Annotated in this window: 10 protein-coding genes; 3 read left to right on the plus strand and 7 right to left on the minus strand. The window is 55.6% G+C overall.

What is annotated here, in order from left to right:
• Together UR504_RS08195 and UR504_RS08200 are read right to left on the minus strand one after the other, a co-directional pair.
• Positions 1-708, minus strand: coding sequence for an N-acetylmannosamine-6-phosphate 2-epimerase (locus UR504_RS08195; RefSeq protein WP_320739589.1), 708 nt, complete (start codon positions 706-708; stop codon positions 1-3).
• Complete coding sequence (locus tag UR504_RS08200; protein WP_302236406.1) at positions 708-2267, minus strand: PTS transporter subunit EIIC; 1560 nt, start codon at positions 2265-2267, stop codon at positions 708-710. Before UR504_RS08200 ends, UR504_RS08195 begins: the two co-directional genes overlap by 1 nt.
• Before the next feature lie 165 nt (positions 2268-2432).
• On the opposite strand from UR504_RS08200, the gene UR504_RS08205 reads away from it, so the two are divergent.
• The gene (locus UR504_RS08205) at positions 2433-3257 is read left to right on the plus strand and encodes a MurR/RpiR family transcriptional regulator (RefSeq protein WP_024909265.1); all 825 of its coding nucleotides are present in this window, start codon (positions 2433-2435) and stop codon (positions 3255-3257) included.
• Positions 3258-3615: 358 nt separating this feature from the next.
• The gene (locus UR504_RS08210; RefSeq protein WP_115876180.1) at positions 3616-4725 is read left to right on the plus strand and encodes an SDR family oxidoreductase; all 1110 of its coding nucleotides are present in this window, start codon (positions 3616-3618) and stop codon (positions 4723-4725) included.
• A gap of 53 nt (positions 4726-4778) precedes the next feature.
• On the opposite strand, the gene eno is transcribed toward UR504_RS08210, so the two are convergent.
• The 5 genes from eno to rlmD all read right to left on the minus strand — a co-directional run bounded on the left by eno (position 4779) and on the right by rlmD (position 12460).
• On the minus strand, positions 4779-6077 hold the full coding sequence (gene eno, locus UR504_RS08215) for a phosphopyruvate hydratase (RefSeq protein ID WP_024909267.1): 1299 nt from the start codon (positions 6075-6077) through the stop codon (positions 4779-4781).
• An 82-nt stretch (positions 6078-6159) separates the two neighbouring features.
• The gene (gene pyrG / locus UR504_RS08220) at positions 6160-7797 is read right to left on the minus strand and encodes a glutamine hydrolyzing CTP synthase (protein ID WP_032648095.1); all 1638 of its coding nucleotides are present in this window, start codon (positions 7795-7797) and stop codon (positions 6160-6162) included.
• Between the two features lie 223 nt (positions 7798-8020).
• Positions 8021-8812, minus strand: a complete 792-nt coding sequence (mazG, locus tag UR504_RS08225) for a nucleoside triphosphate pyrophosphohydrolase (protein WP_143345462.1) — start codon at positions 8810-8812, stop codon at positions 8021-8023.
• A gap of 66 nt (positions 8813-8878) precedes the next feature.
• The gene (gene relA, locus UR504_RS08230; protein ID WP_008499628.1) at positions 8879-11110 is read right to left on the minus strand and encodes a GTP diphosphokinase; all 2232 of its coding nucleotides are present in this window, start codon (positions 11108-11110) and stop codon (positions 8879-8881) included.
• A gap of 51 nt (positions 11111-11161) precedes the next feature.
• Positions 11162-12460, minus strand: a complete 1299-nt coding sequence (rlmD, locus tag UR504_RS08235) for a 23S rRNA (uracil(1939)-C(5))-methyltransferase RlmD (RefSeq protein ID WP_302236397.1) — start codon at positions 12458-12460, stop codon at positions 11162-11164.
• Between the two features lie 57 nt (positions 12461-12517).
• On the opposite strand from rlmD, the gene barA reads away from it, so the two are divergent.
• Complete coding sequence (gene barA / locus UR504_RS08240) at positions 12518-15277, plus strand: two-component sensor histidine kinase BarA (RefSeq protein WP_302236395.1); 2760 nt, start codon at positions 12518-12520, stop codon at positions 15275-15277.
• Positions 15278-15338 lie beyond the last annotated feature (61 nt).

Below are 15338 nucleotides of genomic sequence, written 5' to 3' on the forward strand. Positions count from 1 at the left end.
TCATGCTCCATCGGTGCTTTGCGCGCCAATCGCCGCCATAAAGCGCTCGGTAATTTGCTGTGGGCGGGTGATCGCACCGCCGACAACGACCGTATGCGCCCCTAGCGCCAGGCATCTGGCCGCGCGTTCAGGCGTATCCACGTTGCCTTCGGCAATTACGGGGACCGTTACGGCAGCCAGCACGGCCTTCAGGAACGCGCAGTCGTTCTCAGGAAGCGAATGGCCCACCGTTTCCGCCGTATAGCCATAAAGCGTGGTGCCGACGCAGTCAAAGCCCAGCGCCTGCGCCGTCACTGCCTCTTCGACCGTTGGAATATCCGCCATCAGCAATACTGAGGAGTAACGTGAGCGTATGCGCGTGACCAGCGTTTCCAGAGATTCTCCGCCGGGACGCTCCCGCGCCGTCGCATCAAGCGCAATGATTTCCGGAGATACGGCCATGAGCTCATCCACCTCTTTCATTGTCGCGGTGATAAATACCTCGCTTTCCGGGTAATCCCGTTTGATGATGCCGATAACAGGCAAAGAGACCTGCTGCTTAATGGCCTCGATATCCACCACGCTGTTGGCACGAATTGCGGCGGCCCCGCCCTGTGCCGCCGCCAGCGCCATTCGCGACATAATAAACGGGCTATGCAGCGGTTCATTTTCCAGCGCCTGACAGGAGACGACCAGTTTTCCCTTCAGGGTATCCAGTACAGTTTTCATTACGATAAGATCTCTTCCACTTCGTTTTTGATAATCGTGACGTGCGGGCCATAGATGACCTGAACACCGTTGCCGCGCACGATAACGCCGCGCGCCCCGGTGGCTTTCAGCGCCGCGTCATTCACTTTGCTGCCGTCCTTGACCGTAACGCGAAGACGAGTGGCGCAGCAGTCCACCTCTTCCAGATTGTCTTTTCCGCCTAATCCGGCGATCACCGCAGCGGCGCGTTCGTTTTGCGGCAGGCTGACCTCGTCAGCCATCGCCTCCTTTTCCCGACCCGGCGTGGCGAAATCAAAACGGTTAATCAGATAGCGGAAGGTAAAGTAGTAAAGGAAGAACCACGGTACGCCGACCAGCGGTACGAACATCCAGTTGGTTTTGGCCTCTCCCTGTAAAATGCCGAACAGCACGAAGTCGATGAAGCCGCCGGAGAAGGTTTGCCCGATGGTGATATGCAGCATGTGCGCGAGCATGAACGCCAGCCCGTCAAACAGCGCATGGATGACGTAAAGCACCGGCGCAATAAACAGGAAGGAGAACTCAATAGGCTCGGTAATCCCGGTAAGGAACGAGGTTAACGCCGCAGAGAGCAGCAGCCCGGCAACGCGTTTTTTGTTCTCGGGTTTTGCCGTATGGTACATCGCAAGACACGCGCCGAGCAGGCCAAACATCATTGTAATAAAGCGCCCGGACATGAAGCGTGACGTCCCCTCATAGAAATGCTGCGTGTTCGGGTCGGCCAGCTGGGCGAAGAAGATCCGCTGCGTGCCTTCCACGAGGTGTCCGTTGACGATTTCACTCCCGCCAAGCGCGGTGGTCCAGAAAGGTAAATAGAAGATGTGGTGCAGACCGAACGGGCCCAGCATGCGGAGAATAAAGCCGTACAGCAGGGTGCCCAGATAACCCGTAGCATCCACCAGCCCGCCCAGACCAAAAATCAGCTTCTGGAAATGCGGCCAGACCACTGTCATGAGCGCACCGACGAGTATCGCCGCCAGGGAGCTGATAATGGGGACAAAGCGCGAGCCGCCAAAAAAGCCCAGGAACTGCGGAAGCGCAATCTTGTTAAACCGATGATGGAGTGCGCAGGTCACCAGTCCAATCACCACGCCGCCAAACACGCCGGTTTCGAGCGTCTGGATACCCAGCGTCATGCCCTGCCCCACGGCCCCCGGGTTCTCCTGCGCCAGTTTGCCGGTGAGGATCAGCAGCGCGTTGATGGTGGCATTCATCACCAGAAACGCGAGTAATGCCGCCAGCCCGGCCGTGCCCTTATCGCTTTTTGCCAGCCCGACGGCCACCCCAACGGCAAACAGCACCGAGAGGTTCGCAAACACGATGGATCCAGCGCTGCTCATGATGGTGAAAATGGCCTGCAGCCAGCTCACGTCTAAAAACGGATAGGCTGCCAGCGTGTTGGGATTCGATAACGCGCCGCCTATCCCCAGCAGCAGACCCGCCGCAGGCAACACGGCAATCGGCAACATAAAGGATTTGCCAAAGCGCTGCGCTTTTTCAAACCATCCTCCTGAAGAAGCCCCACTGAATATTTGCATCATTTTTTCATCCCCTCATTAAACGATGAAAATTTTTACCATATAAATATTTAATAGTGAAAATTATCATCACAAACCAGGACGACGATCATACTTTTTCAAAATGACTGGCATCTTTCCCCCGCTTTCCGCCACACTAGTCGCAGAGAAACGCATTAAGGATCGAGCATGTCAGACCATGAAAACCTGCTGCTGAAGCTACGCCAGGAGGCTTCCGGGTACAGCCCAACACAACAAAAACTCGGCGAGTTTGTCCTCAGCGATCCTGCCCGGGTGCTCTACCTGACGATCACCGAGCTGGCGCGCGAGAGCCACACCAGCGAGGCCAGCGTCACGCGTCTTTGCCGGACGCTGGGCTGCAAGGGCTATAACGAATTTAAAATGGCGCTTGCGCTGGATATTCAGCAGGGCCAGCCCGCGCGTCAGGCGGGCGATGAGATTGATAACGTCGTGGATGAGTCGGTGCAGGCTTTGCAGGATACCGCCCGGCTCCTTGACCGCACGCTGCTTGAAAAGGCCGCACTGGCGCTGCACCAGGCGCAGTCCGTGCAGATTTATGGCGTTGCGGCCAGCGCGATCCTTGGGGAGTATCTCCACTACAAGCTGTTGCGGTTGGGCAAACCCGCGCAGCTGTTCAGCGATATGCACCGCGCGGCCATGAATGCGACAACGCTTTCAAAAGAGACCCTGGTCGTGGCTATCTCCAGTTCGGGTTCAACGCGGGATTTACTCCACGTGGTGAAGCTTGCCCGCAAGCGCGGCGTTAAGGTTCTGGCACTCAGCAATACGCCCCGCAGCCCGCTGGCATCCCTGAGCGACATGCTGCTGGTTGCGGCCAAACCAGAGGGTCCCCTTAGCGCTGGCGCACTCAATGCTAAGGTTGGGGTTATGCTGCTGGTCGAGCTGCTGACCACGTCCATGATTGCGCTGGATGGTCATTACGGCGACGTTAGCCAGCAAACAGCCAGCGCCACGCTTCCCCTTTTGCTCTGAAAATCATTCGCAGGCTAAATAAATCGGCCTGCGACTTATATTGTCTGATTTTCGTTAAGTGGAGTTTTCATCATTTACCCGGTAAATGTTTGGTGTAACAAAGTATTATATTTATTACATTTTGAATTAAATTCACCATTCGGCACAGGCCTTATAAAATCAATTAAATTCAACGAGTTAAAATTTAAATTTTAATAGATTGAATTTTTACCATTGCGATAATGTCCAATATCTTCACCTGATTTCCTTTCCTTAAAATAAGCTTAAGACGCCACTGATTTCGGCGTTTTATTATTTAAATGCCGTTTACTTTTGCCCGCCTACAATCCGCCTCATCAATCATAATGAGACGGTATTAATGAAGATGTTATTGATTACAGGCGTGACCGGATTTCTGGGCGGTGCAGTTCTTGAAAAAATCCTGACCAACGATCAATCCATAGAACTCCTTTTGCTTGCGCGCGCCAGCGATCCGCAGAGCGGGCTGGAGCGCGTGCTGGAGAATATGCGCAAGTTCAACGTTCCTGAGGACAAACTGGCCTCCCTGAATGTGGACAATATCCTGATTGGCGACCTCAGCCAGCCAGAAGCCTTCCTGAACGATCCCCGTCTGGATCGGGTCACGCATGTCGTGAACTGTGCGGCCGTCGCCTCATTTGGTAACAACCCGCTGATCTGGAAGGTCAACGTTGAAGGTACGCTGGCGCTGGCGCGTCGTATGGAGCAGGTCACAGGACTGCAGCGTTTCCTCCACGTCGGCACCGCGATGTCATGCACGCCGGAGCAGGATTCCCTGGTCGCCGAAAGCGCCGAATTCAGAGAGAATGCTGAACACCTGGTGGAATACACGTTTTCGAAGTCAACCATCGAACAGCTGATGCGCCAGGAGTGCCCTAACCTTCCCCTGCTCATCGCCCGTCCGTCCATCGTCGTTGGCCATACCCGTCACGGCTGCACGCCGTCGAGCAGCATTTTCTGGGTCTTTAGCATGGGCCTGATGCTGCAGAAGTTCATGTGCTCAATGGAAGACCGGATCGACGTTGTGCCGGTGGATTACTGCGCCGACGCGCTGTTAATGTTGCTTAACAGCAACGCGCGTCCGGGGGAAGTGGTGCACATTTCTGCGGGTGAAGAGAACAGCGTTCGCTTTGCGGATATCGATCAGGCGATGGCGCAGGCGCTGGAGAAAGCCCCCGTCGGGGATAAATATGCCCAGGTCAGCTACGAAACGCTGGTCCGAATGCGCCGCGAGCTGAAACATATTTTTGGCCCGTGCAACGAACGTCTGATGCTGAAAGCCATGCGGTTATACGGTGCGTTTGCCACGCTTAACGTGCGCTTCAGCAACGATAAGCTGCTGAGCATGGGAATGCCCAAGCCGCCCCGGTTTACGGATTATATCGCCCGCTGCGTGCAAACTACCCAGGGGCTGACCATTCCGGAGCAAATGGCGGTCGATTTTAAATAGCCAAAAAAAATGCCAGTCATTCGACTGGCATTTTCATTTTAAGGCTTAAGCAATTATGCCTGGCCTTTGATCTCTTTACGACCGTTGTATGGTGCTTTTTCGCCCAGCGCTTCTTCGATACGAATCAGCTGGTTGTATTTAGCAACACGGTCAGAACGGCTCATAGAACCGGTTTTGATCTGGCCTGCAGCGGTACCAACAGCCAGGTCGGCAATGGTAGCATCTTCAGTTTCGCCAGAACGGTGAGAGATAACCGCGGTGTAGCCAGCGTCTTTCGCCATTTTGATCGCAGCCAGAGTTTCGGTCAGAGAACCGATCTGGTTGAATTTGATCAGGATGGAGTTAACGATGCCTTTCTCGATGCCTTCTTTCAGGATCTTGGTGTTGGTCACGAACAGGTCGTCACCAACCAGCTGGATTTTGTCGCCCAGTACTTTAGTCTGGTATGCGAAGCCAGCCCAGTCAGACTCGTCCAGACCGTCTTCGATAGACACGATTGGGTACTGTTTGGTCAGGTCTTCCAGGAAGTGAGTGAACTCTTCGGAGGTGAACGCTTTGTTGCCTTCGCCAGCCAGAACGTATTTACCGTCTTTGTAGAATTCAGATGCTGCACAGTCCATCGCCAGGGTGATGTCTTTGCCCAGCTCGTAGCCAGCAGCTTTAACTGCTTCTGCGATAACAGCCAGTGCTTCTGCGTTAGAACCCAGGTTTGGCGCATAGCCACCTTCGTCACCAACAGCAGTGTTCATGCCTTTAGCTTTCAGAACTTTAGCCAGGTTGTGGAACACTTCAGAACCCATACGTACCGCTTCTTTCAGGGATTTCGCGCCAACTGGCTGAATCATGAATTCCTGAATATCAACGTTGTTGTCTGCGTGCTCACCACCGTTGATGATGTTCATCATTGGTACAGGCATGGAGTATTTGCCTGGGGTGCCGTTCAGTTCAGCGATGTGCTCGAACAGTGGCATACCTTTAGCAGCCGCAGCCGCTTTGGCGTTCGCCAGGGAAACAGCCAGGATTGCGTTCGCACCGAAGTTAGATTTGTTTTCAGTACCGTCCAGATCGATCATGATCTTGTCGATGCCAGCCTGGTCTTTAGCGTCTTTGCCAATGATTGCCTGAGCAATAGGACCGTTTACAGCGCCAACCGCTTTCAGTACGCCTTTACCCAGGAAGCGAGATTTGTCGCCATCGCGCAGTTCCAGCGCTTCGCGAGAACCGGTAGAAGCACCTGATGGAGCAGCAGCCATACCAACGAAACCACCTTCCAGGTGAACTTCGGCTTCAACGGTCGGGTTACCACGGGAGTCGATGATTTCACGACCGATGACTTTAACGATTTTGGACATTAGATTTTCCTCAGTACAAGTTAAACTAAAACTCCAGACAAACAACGCGTACCAAAGGTACGCGTTGCCGTTCTAACTTTTTTTACTTCGCCTGACGCTTCTGGTAGTCGCTGGCGGCTTTAACGAAGCCTGCAAACAGCGGATGCCCGTCACGTGGCGTTGAAGTAAATTCCGGGTGGAACTGGCAGGCGACAAACCACGGATGGTTTGGCACTTCAATGATCTCGACTAACTGATCATCCCCGGAGCGTCCCGCAACACGCAGGCCCGCGGCTTCAATAGGTTTCAACAACATGTTGTTGACTTCATAGCGGTGACGATGGCGCTCGGTGATGACCGGCTCGCCATACAGCTTGCGAACCACGCTATCGTCAGTCAGCTGGCAGGCCTGTGCGCCAAGACGCATGGTGCCACCCAGATCGCTCTTCTCGGTACGGACTTCGACGTTACCTTCTTCGTCACGCCATTCGGTGATAAGCGCCACAACAGGGTACTTACAGTCTGGCACAAATTCCGTAGAGTTCGCGTTTTCCATTCCCGCTACGTTGCGCGCAAATTCGATCAGCGCAACCTGCATACCCAGACAGATGCCGAGGTATGGAATATTGTTTTCACGCGCATAGCGCGCGGTGGCGATCTTGCCTTCTACACCACGGTAGCCGAAGCCGCCAGGTATAAGGATAGCATCCAGATCTTTCAGGATTTCAACGCCACGCGTTTCAACATCCTGCGAATCAATCAGCTTGATGTTCACGGAGACACGGTTCTTCAGACCACCGTGTTTCAGCGCTTCGATCACTGACTTATAGGCATCCGGCAGCTCGATGTACTTGCCGACCATACCGATAGTCACTTCGCCTGCCGGATTGGCTTCTTCGTAAATAACCTGTTCCCATTCAGACAGGTTAGCTTCCGGACAGTTCAAGCTGAATCGTTTACAAATATAATCGTCCAGGCCCTGAGATTTCAACAGGCCCGGGATTTTATAAATGGAATCGACATCTTTCATTGAAATAACGGCTTTTTCAGGCACGTTACAGAACAATGCAATTTTCGCACGTTCGTTCGCCGGAACCGCGCGATCGGAACGGCAAACCAGGATGTCTGGCTGAATACCAATAGAAAGCAGCTCTTTAACAGAGTGCTGAGTCGGTTTGGTTTTCACTTCACCTGCAGCGGCCATGTACGGCACCAGCGTCAGGTGCATGAACAGCGCGTGTTCACGGCCAATGTCTACCGCCAGCTGACGAATCGCTTCCAGGAATGGCAGGGATTCGATATCACCCACGGTACCGCCGATTTCAACCAGCACTACGTCGTGGCCTTCGCCACCCGCAACAATGCGTTCTTTGATGGCGTTAGTAATGTGCGGAATAACCTGAACGGTTGCACCCAGGTAGTCACCACGGCGCTCTTTACGCAGAACGTCGGAGTAGATGCGGCCGGTCGTGAAGTTGTTACGACGGGTCATTTTGGTGCGGATGAAACGCTCGTAGTGGCCAAGATCCAGATCGGTTTCAGCGCCGTCTTCAGTAACGAACACTTCCCCGTGTTGGATTGGGCTCATGGTGCCCGGATCGACGTTGATGTACGGATCCAGTTTCATCATGGTCACATTGAGGCCACGGGCTTCAAGAATGGCTGCGAGGGAGGCTGCGGCAATGCCTTTACCCAGAGAGGATACGACCCCGCCGGTCACAAAAATATAGTTCGTTGTCATGCTGAACCTGAGAAGTTAGGGTGAAACGATGGAATAACCAGGACGGGAAAGTAGTATACCCGAACACGGCGAGCGCCACAAACTTTCATTCTCCGTCTCCATTCCAGGCCATGACAAACATAAGGAGTGAGAAAATAGCCCCTTTTGGGTAAATGTTTTTGACGCAAATCAAGCGCTTGTCATTTAAAAAATCACACAAATTGCGCTTGATCGCAAAATTTCGTTAGAGATCAGATTCCTGGCGCTTTACTTCCTGCCAGACTTCTTCCATCGCGTCGAGGTCAATACCGCTCATTTCCAGGCCGCGCGAGGCGACAATCCGCTCTACTTCGCGGAAGCGGCGTTCGAATTTCAGGTTGGCTTTTTGCAGCGCCGTTTCCGCTTTTACACCCAGGTGGCGAGAAAGGTTGACGGTCGCAAACAGCAGGTCGCCCATCTCTTCCTCAAGCTTTGCTTCATCCACCACCGCCTGCTGCGCTTCATGCATGACCTCGTCAATCTCTTCGTGCACTTTATCCAGCACCGGGCCGAGAGAGGTCCAGTCAAACCCCACCGCGGAGCAGCGTTTCTGGATTTTGTGCGCACGCATCAGTGCGGGCAGGCTCAGCGGAATGTCGTCCAGCGCGGAGTGCTGGGATTTTTCTGCCCGCTCGGCGCTTTTGATCTGCTCCCAGCGGGCCAGGACTTCGGTGCTGGTTTCTGCGGTAGCGTCACCGAAAATATGGGGATGACGGCGCTCAAGCTTGTCGCTGATTGCTGCGCAGATATCGTCAAAGTTAAAGCGCCCTTCTTCCTGCGCCATTTGTGCATAGAACACCACCTGGAACAGCAGATCGCCCAGCTCGCCGCGCAGGTCGTCAAAGTCTTCGCGGGAAATGGCGTCCAGCACCTCATAGGTCTCTTCAAGGGTGTACGGGGCAATGGTAGCGAAAGTCTGCTCTTTGTCCCACGGGCAGCCGTTTTCCGGGTCGCGCAGGCGTTTCATGATGCCGAGCAGGCGGTCGATTTGAGTCATGGTTATGTCCTGATAAAAAAATGCCGGGTGGCGGCGTTGCCTAACCCGGCCTACGGAAGAGGATGTTTAGCCGCCGTGCAGACGACGCGCGTCAATCACATCCGGCACCTGGTTCAGCTTGCCAAGCACGCGGCCCAGCACCTGCAGGTTGTAGATTTCGATAGTCATATCGATGGTGGCAAGCTGCTCGCGGGTATCGCTGCGGCTGGCGACGCCCAGCACGTTGACCTTCTCGTTGGCGAGAATGGTCGTGATGTCGCGCAGCAGGCCGCTGCGGTCGTTGGCGGTAACGCGCACCACCAGCGAGTAGCCGGCGGAGTAGCTCTCGCCCCAGACCGCTTCCACAATGCGCTCCGGCGCATGGGACTGCAGCTCGGCAAGCTGGTCGCAGTCGGAACGGTGAATTGAAATCCCGCGCCCCTGGGTGATAAAGCCGACGATATCGTCTCCTGGAATTGGCTGACAGCAGCGGGCAATGTGGTGCATCAGGTTACCTACACCCTCGACCACCACGCGGCCGTTGTCTTTACTGCGCTGCTGCGGCGCGTAGGTTTTCTGCTGCAGCTGCTTCAGCGCCGCCGCATCTTGCTCTTCCGCGCTTGGCTTATTGAACTGCGCCTGCAGGAAATTCACCATCTGATTCAGACGAATATCACCGCCGCCAATGGCCGCTAACAGCTCGTCAAGCTCGTTGAAGTTGTAGCGCGGCAGCAGGAATTTTTCCGCCTCTTTCAGGCTTATCCCGATATGCTCCAGCTCGTCGTCGAGGATCTGGCGACCGGCAAGGATGTTCTTGTCACGATCCTGCTTACGGAACCAGGCGTGAATCTTCGAGCGCCCGCGGCTGGTGGTAACATACCCCAGGTTCGGGTTAAGCCAGTCCCGGCTCGGGTTGGGCTGCTTCTGGGTAATGATTTCAATCTGGTCACCCATCTGCAGCTGATAGGTGAACGGTACAATACGCCCGCCGATTTTCGCCCCGATGCATCGGTGTCCCACATCGCTGTGGATGTGGTAGGCAAAATCGAGCGGCGTAGAGCCGGCCGGCAGGTCGACAACGTCCCCTTTCGGCGTAAAGACATACACCCGATCGTCAAAGACCTGGCTGCGCACTTCGTCGAGCATCTCGCCGGAATCGGCCATCTCTTCCTGCCACGCAATCAGCTTGCGCAGCCAGGCAATGCGGTCTTCGTGGCCAGAACGCGCCCCACCGGAGGTGCCTTCTTTGTATTTCCAGTGCGCGGCAACGCCCAGCTCGGCGTCTTCATGCATCTGTTTGGTGCGGATCTGAATCTCAACCGTTTTACCGCCAGGGCCAAGCACCACGGTATGGATAGACTGGTAGCCGTTCGGTTTTGGGTTGGCGACATAGTCGTCGAACTCATCGGGCAGATGACGAAAGTGAGTGTGTACTATCCCCAGCGCGGCGTAGCAATCCTGCAGACGCTCCGCCACGATACGCACGGCGCGCACGTCAAACAGCTCGTCAAAGGCGAGGTGTTTCTTCTGCATTTTGCGCCAGATGCTGTAGATATGCTTAGGCCGACCGTAGACTTCGGCGCGCACGTTCTCTTCTTTCATCGCCTGGCGCAGGCCGCCGACAAACTCCTCGATATAGTGCTCGCGGTCGATACGGCGCTCGTGCAGGAGTTTGGCAATCCGTTTATATTCCGCCGGGTGCAGATAGCGGAAGCAGTAATCTTCAAGCTCCCACTTCAGCTGACCAATCCCTAAGCGGTTCGCCAGCGGCGCATAGATGTTCGTACACTCTTTGGCGGCCAGCACGCGCTCGTCTTCCGGCGCATCCTTTACCTCTCGCAGGTGGGCAATACGCTCGGCCAGCTTGATGACCACGCAGCGGAAATCATCCACCATGGCCAGCAGCATCCGGCGAACGTTATCGACCTGCTCTGAGGAGACGGAATCGGTATGCGCGGCTTTAAGCTGACGAATGGCCGCCATATCGCGCACGCCGTGGATCAGCGCGACGACGGATTTGCCGACGCTGTCGCGCAGCACGTCTTCGCTGACCACGTCCGCATCCGCGAGGGGGAAGAGCAGCGCGGCCTGCAGCGTTTCGATGTCCATGTTCAGCATGGACAGGATTTCAACCATCTCAACGCCGCGCCACAGGAGAAGATCGGCGTCGGGATGCCCCTGCGTGGTGCGCAGACAATAGGCCCAGGTTTCGGTTAAGCGTTCACACGACTGCTGGCTGGAAATTCCCAGACTTGCGATCCATTTTTGTGGGTCAAACTCCCCAGCTTTATTGAGATGTGCACTTCTTACCGCAACCATTGTCCTCTCCTTTAGGGACCAGGGCCTGTCGAAGTCGACAAGCCAAACAAATTAGATGTGCTCGAACAACACCATCGATTCCAGATGCCCAGTGTGCGGGAACATGTCCAGCATTGCCAGACGCTGAATCTGGTAACCCGCGCTGAGTAATGCCTCGCTGTCCCGGGCAAGCGTTGCCGGGTTACAGGAAACATAGACCACACGCTTCGGCGCGAGTTTAATAATATGTGCCATCACGCCCGGGGCACCGGCACGTGCCGGGTCGAGCAAAATTTTATCAAAGCCCTGCTTTGCCCACGGCTGTTGAGTGACATCTTCCTCAAGATTTTGATGAAAGAATGTCACATTTTGCAAGGCGTTTTGCCGCGCGTTCTCCTGCCCTTTCGCCACCAGCGCCTCAACGCCTTCCACGCCGACGACGCTGGCCGCTTCTCGCGCCAGCGGCAGCGTGAAGTTGCCCATTCCGCAGAACAGATCGAGCACCCGATCGCTTTTCTGGACATCCAGCCACGCCAGCGCTTTCGCCACCATCTGCTGGTTAACGCCATCATTGACCTGAATGAAATCCCGCGGGCTAAACGTTAAGCGTAGCCCGTTTGACGCATACCAGGGCGCCTCACCGGTAACCTGCTCAAGTATCTCGCTTTGTGGTGCCAGGAAAAGCGCCAGGTCGTGGGAATGCGAAAAGCGTTCCAGTTTTTCGCGATCTTTTTTCGACAGCGGCGCGGTGTGGCGCAGCACCATCAGCGGGCCATTGTTTGCCATGACCAGTTCGACGTGCCCGAGATGGCGTACGCCGTCCAGCCCGGAGAGGCAGATGCGCACTTCCGGAAGTAATGCCTCAAGATGGGGCACCAAAATGGGGCACTGCTTCACGTCAACGATGTCGCTGGAGCCGGCCTTGCGAAACCCCATCTCCAGACGTTCCGTTTTTGGCTGATAGCTGAGGCTCAGGCGCGCGCGCCGACGATAGCCCCAGGGCTCGTCGGCAACAATTTCGTTAACGTCATGTTTGAGCAGACGCGCCAGCGCGCGGCTTTTACTTTTTTGCTGTAATTCTGTGCTCGCATGCTGTTGCTGGCAGCCGCCGCAAACGCCAAAATGCGGGCAGCGGGGCTTCTCGCGCTCCGGGCTATCGTTGAGACGACGCTTAACCTGTCCGCGCGCGAACTGACGTTTATCTTCCGTCAGCGTAATTTCTGCTCGTTCTGCTGGCAGTAAACCTGTTATAAACAGAGCCTTACCATTGTGACGTGCTACTCCCTGACCAAACGGATCGAGGTCCGTGGCTTCAACAGTAATGATTTCACGCGTCGTCACGCGTCGCTTTGCAGAGTAGAATTGCGCCATCGCCGAGATTTTTCTCACATAAACATAATTATCTTAATTGTCCCATAACGGAACGCCATGACCAACTACAGCCTGCGCGCGCGCATGATGATTTTGATCCTCGCCCCCACCGTTCTCATCGGTTTGCTGCTGAGTATCTTCTTTGTGGTGCACCGCTATAACGATTTGCAGCGGCAGCTGGAGGATGCAGGCGCCAGCATCATCGAACCGCTTGCCGTATCCAGCGAGTACGGCATGAACCTGCAAAACCGCGAATCCATTGGGCAGTTAATCAGCGTACTCCACCGCCGCCACTCGGACATCGTACGCGCCATTTCCGTGTACGACGAACATAACCGGCTGTTTGTCACCTCGAACTTTCATCTCGATCCGGCGGCCCTGAAGATCCCGGACGGTACGCCGTTCCCGCGCCACCTCACCGTATTGCGGCGCGGCGATATCATGATCCTGCGCACGCCGATCGTGTCGGAAAGCTATTCCCCCGATGAGTCCGCGCAATCCGACGCCAAATCCAGCAATAATATGCTGGGATATGTGGCGCTGGAGCTGGATCTCAAGTCGGTACGGCTACAGCAGTACAAAGAAATCTTCATCTCTGGCGTGATGATGCTGTTCTGCATTGGCATTGCGCTGATCTTCGGCTGGCGCCTGATGCGCGACGTGACGGGCCCCATCCGCAACATGGTTAACACGGTTGACCGCATCCGCCGGGGACAGCTCGACAGCCGTGTGGAAGGGTTTATGCTGGGCGAGCTGGACATGCTGAAAAACGGCATCAACTCGATGGCGATGTCGCTGGCGGCCTATCACGAAGAGATGCAGCACAACGTTGACCAGGCGACGTCCGACCTGCGCGAAACGCTGGAGCAGATGGAGATCCAGAACGTTGAGCTGGATCTGGCGAAAAAGCGCGCCCAGGAAGCGGCGCGTATCAAGTCGGAATTCCTTGCCAATATGTCGCACGAGCTGCGCACGCCGCTCAATGGCGTGATCGGCTTTACCCGCCTGACGCTCAAAAGCGAGCTCAACCCCACTCAGCGCGATCACCTGCACACCATTGAACGCTCGGCCAACAACCTGCTGGCGATCATCAACGACGTGCTGGACTTCTCCAAGCTGGAAGCGGGCAAGCTGATCCTGGAGAGTATTCCCTTCCCGCTGCGCAGCACGCTTGATGAAGTGGTGACGCTGCTCGCGCACTCGTCGCACGATAAAGGCCTGGAGCTGACGCTTAACATTAAAAACGACGTGCCGGATAACGTTATTGGCGATCCGCTGCGCCTGCAGCAGGTCATTACCAACCTTGTCGGGAATGCCATTAAATTCACCGAAAGCGGTAATATCGACGTCCTGGTAGAGAAACGCTCGATCAGCAGCAATAAGGTCCAGATTGAAGTCCAGATCCGCGATACCGGCATCGGTATTCCGGAGCGCGACCAGTCGCGTCTGTTCCAGGCGTTCCGTCAGGCGGACGCCAGTATCTCCCGCCGTCATGGCGGCACCGGTCTGGGGCTGGTGATCACCCAGCGTCTGGTGAACGAGATGGGCGGCGATATCTCTTTCCACAGCCAGCCAAACCGCGGTTCAACCTTCTGGTTCCACATTAATCTGGACCTCAATCCGAACGTGCTGACCGACGGTCCGATGACGGGCTGCCTGAAGGGCAAGCGACTGGCCTATGTTGAGCCTAACGCCGCAGCGGCGCAGTGTACGCTCGACATATTAAGCACCACGCCGCTGGAGGTGGTCTACAGCCCAACCTTCTCAGCGCTTGCCGTTGAGCATTACGATATTCTGCTGATGGGGATCCCGGTCACCTTCACCGGCGAACTGACCATGCAGCAGGAGCGGCTGGCGAAAGCCGCCTCAATGACCGACTATCTGCTGCTGGCGCTGCCTTGCCACGCTCAGCTGAATGCAGAAGAGTTAAAAAATGACGGAGCCGCCGCGTGTCTGCTAAAACCGCTCACCGCGACCCGTCTCCTGCCCGCGCTCACGGATTATTGCCGTCTTAGCCAGCATGCCCTTCCGCTGATTAACGATGAGCAAAAATTGCCGATGAGCGTGATGGCGGTGGATGATAATCCGGCCAACCTGAAGCTGATAGGCGCATTGCTTGAGGACCAGGTTCAGCATGTTGAGCTGTGCACCAGCGGCGCGCAGGCGGTTGAACAGGCTAAGCAGATGCAGTTCGATTTAATCCTGATGGATATTCAGATGCCGGGCATGGACGGCATCCGGGCCTGCGAGCTGATCCACCAGCTGCCGCATCAGCAGCAAACGCCGGTCATTGCGGTCACCGCACATGCGATGGCTGGCCAGAAGGAGAAGCTGCTGAGCGCCGGGATGAACGATTACCTGGCAAAGCCCATCGATGAAGAGAAACTTCATAGCCTGCTGCTGCGATATAAGCCGGGTCATATCGGCGGGACGTACACGGTTTCCAGCGAGCAGGCTGAGGTAAGCGTTAATCAGAACGCCACCTTTGACTGGCAGCTTGCGTTGCGCCAGGCGGCAGGTAAACCCGATCTTGCCCGCGACATGCTGCAAATGCTGGTCGCGTTTTTGCCTGAAATTCGCAATAAGGTGGAAGAGCAGCTGGTGGGTGAAAATCCGGAAGAGCTGCTCGAAGCAATCCACAAGCTACACGGCAGCTGCGGTTACAGCGGCGTGCCGCGGCTGAAAAACCTCTGCCAGCTGCTGGAGCAGCAGCTACGTGCCGGTACGCCGGAATCGGAGCTTGAACCGGAGTTCCTGGAGCTGCTGGATGAAATGGATAATGTGACGCGGGAAGCGATGAAGGTGTTGGGGAGCTGAGGTAAATGCCCGGTGGCGCTACGCTTACCGGGCCTACAGGTGCACTAACGTAGGCCGGTTA

This window comes from Enterobacter sp. 241F3, from assembly GCF_034106785.1.
Lineage (GTDB): Bacteria > Pseudomonadota > Gammaproteobacteria > Enterobacterales > Enterobacteriaceae > Enterobacter > Enterobacter vonholyi.

Bases quoted from the DNA above. Each gene is read 5' to 3' on its own strand.
- eno (WP_024909267.1), bottom strand. From the start codon at position 6,077: ATGTCCAAAATCGTTAAAGTCATCGGTCGTGAAATCATCGACTCCCGT.
- barA (WP_302236395.1), top strand. From the start codon at position 12,518: ATGACCAACTACAGCCTGCGCGCGCGCATGATGATTTTGATCCTCGCC.
- UR504_RS08210 (WP_115876180.1), top strand. From the start codon at position 3,616: ATGAAGATGTTATTGATTACAGGCGTGACCGGATTTCTGGGCGGTGCA.
- UR504_RS08195 (WP_320739589.1), bottom strand. From the start codon at position 708: ATGAAAACTGTACTGGATACCCTGAAGGGAAAACTGGTCGTCTCCTGT.
- UR504_RS08205 (WP_024909265.1), top strand. From the start codon at position 2,433: ATGTCAGACCATGAAAACCTGCTGCTGAAGCTACGCCAGGAGGCTTCC.
- relA (WP_008499628.1), bottom strand. From the start codon at position 11,110: ATGGTTGCGGTAAGAAGTGCACATCTCAATAAAGCTGGGGAGTTTGAC.
- mazG (WP_143345462.1), bottom strand. From the start codon at position 8,812: ATGACTCAAATCGACCGCCTGCTCGGCATCATGAAACGCCTGCGCGAC.
- pyrG (WP_032648095.1), bottom strand. From the start codon at position 7,797: ATGACAACGAACTATATTTTTGTGACCGGCGGGGTCGTATCCTCTCTG.
- UR504_RS08200 (WP_302236406.1), bottom strand. From the start codon at position 2,267: ATGATGCAAATATTCAGTGGGGCTTCTTCAGGAGGATGGTTTGAAAAA.
- rlmD (WP_302236397.1), bottom strand. From the start codon at position 12,460: ATGGCGCAATTCTACTCTGCAAAGCGACGCGTGACGACGCGTGAAATC.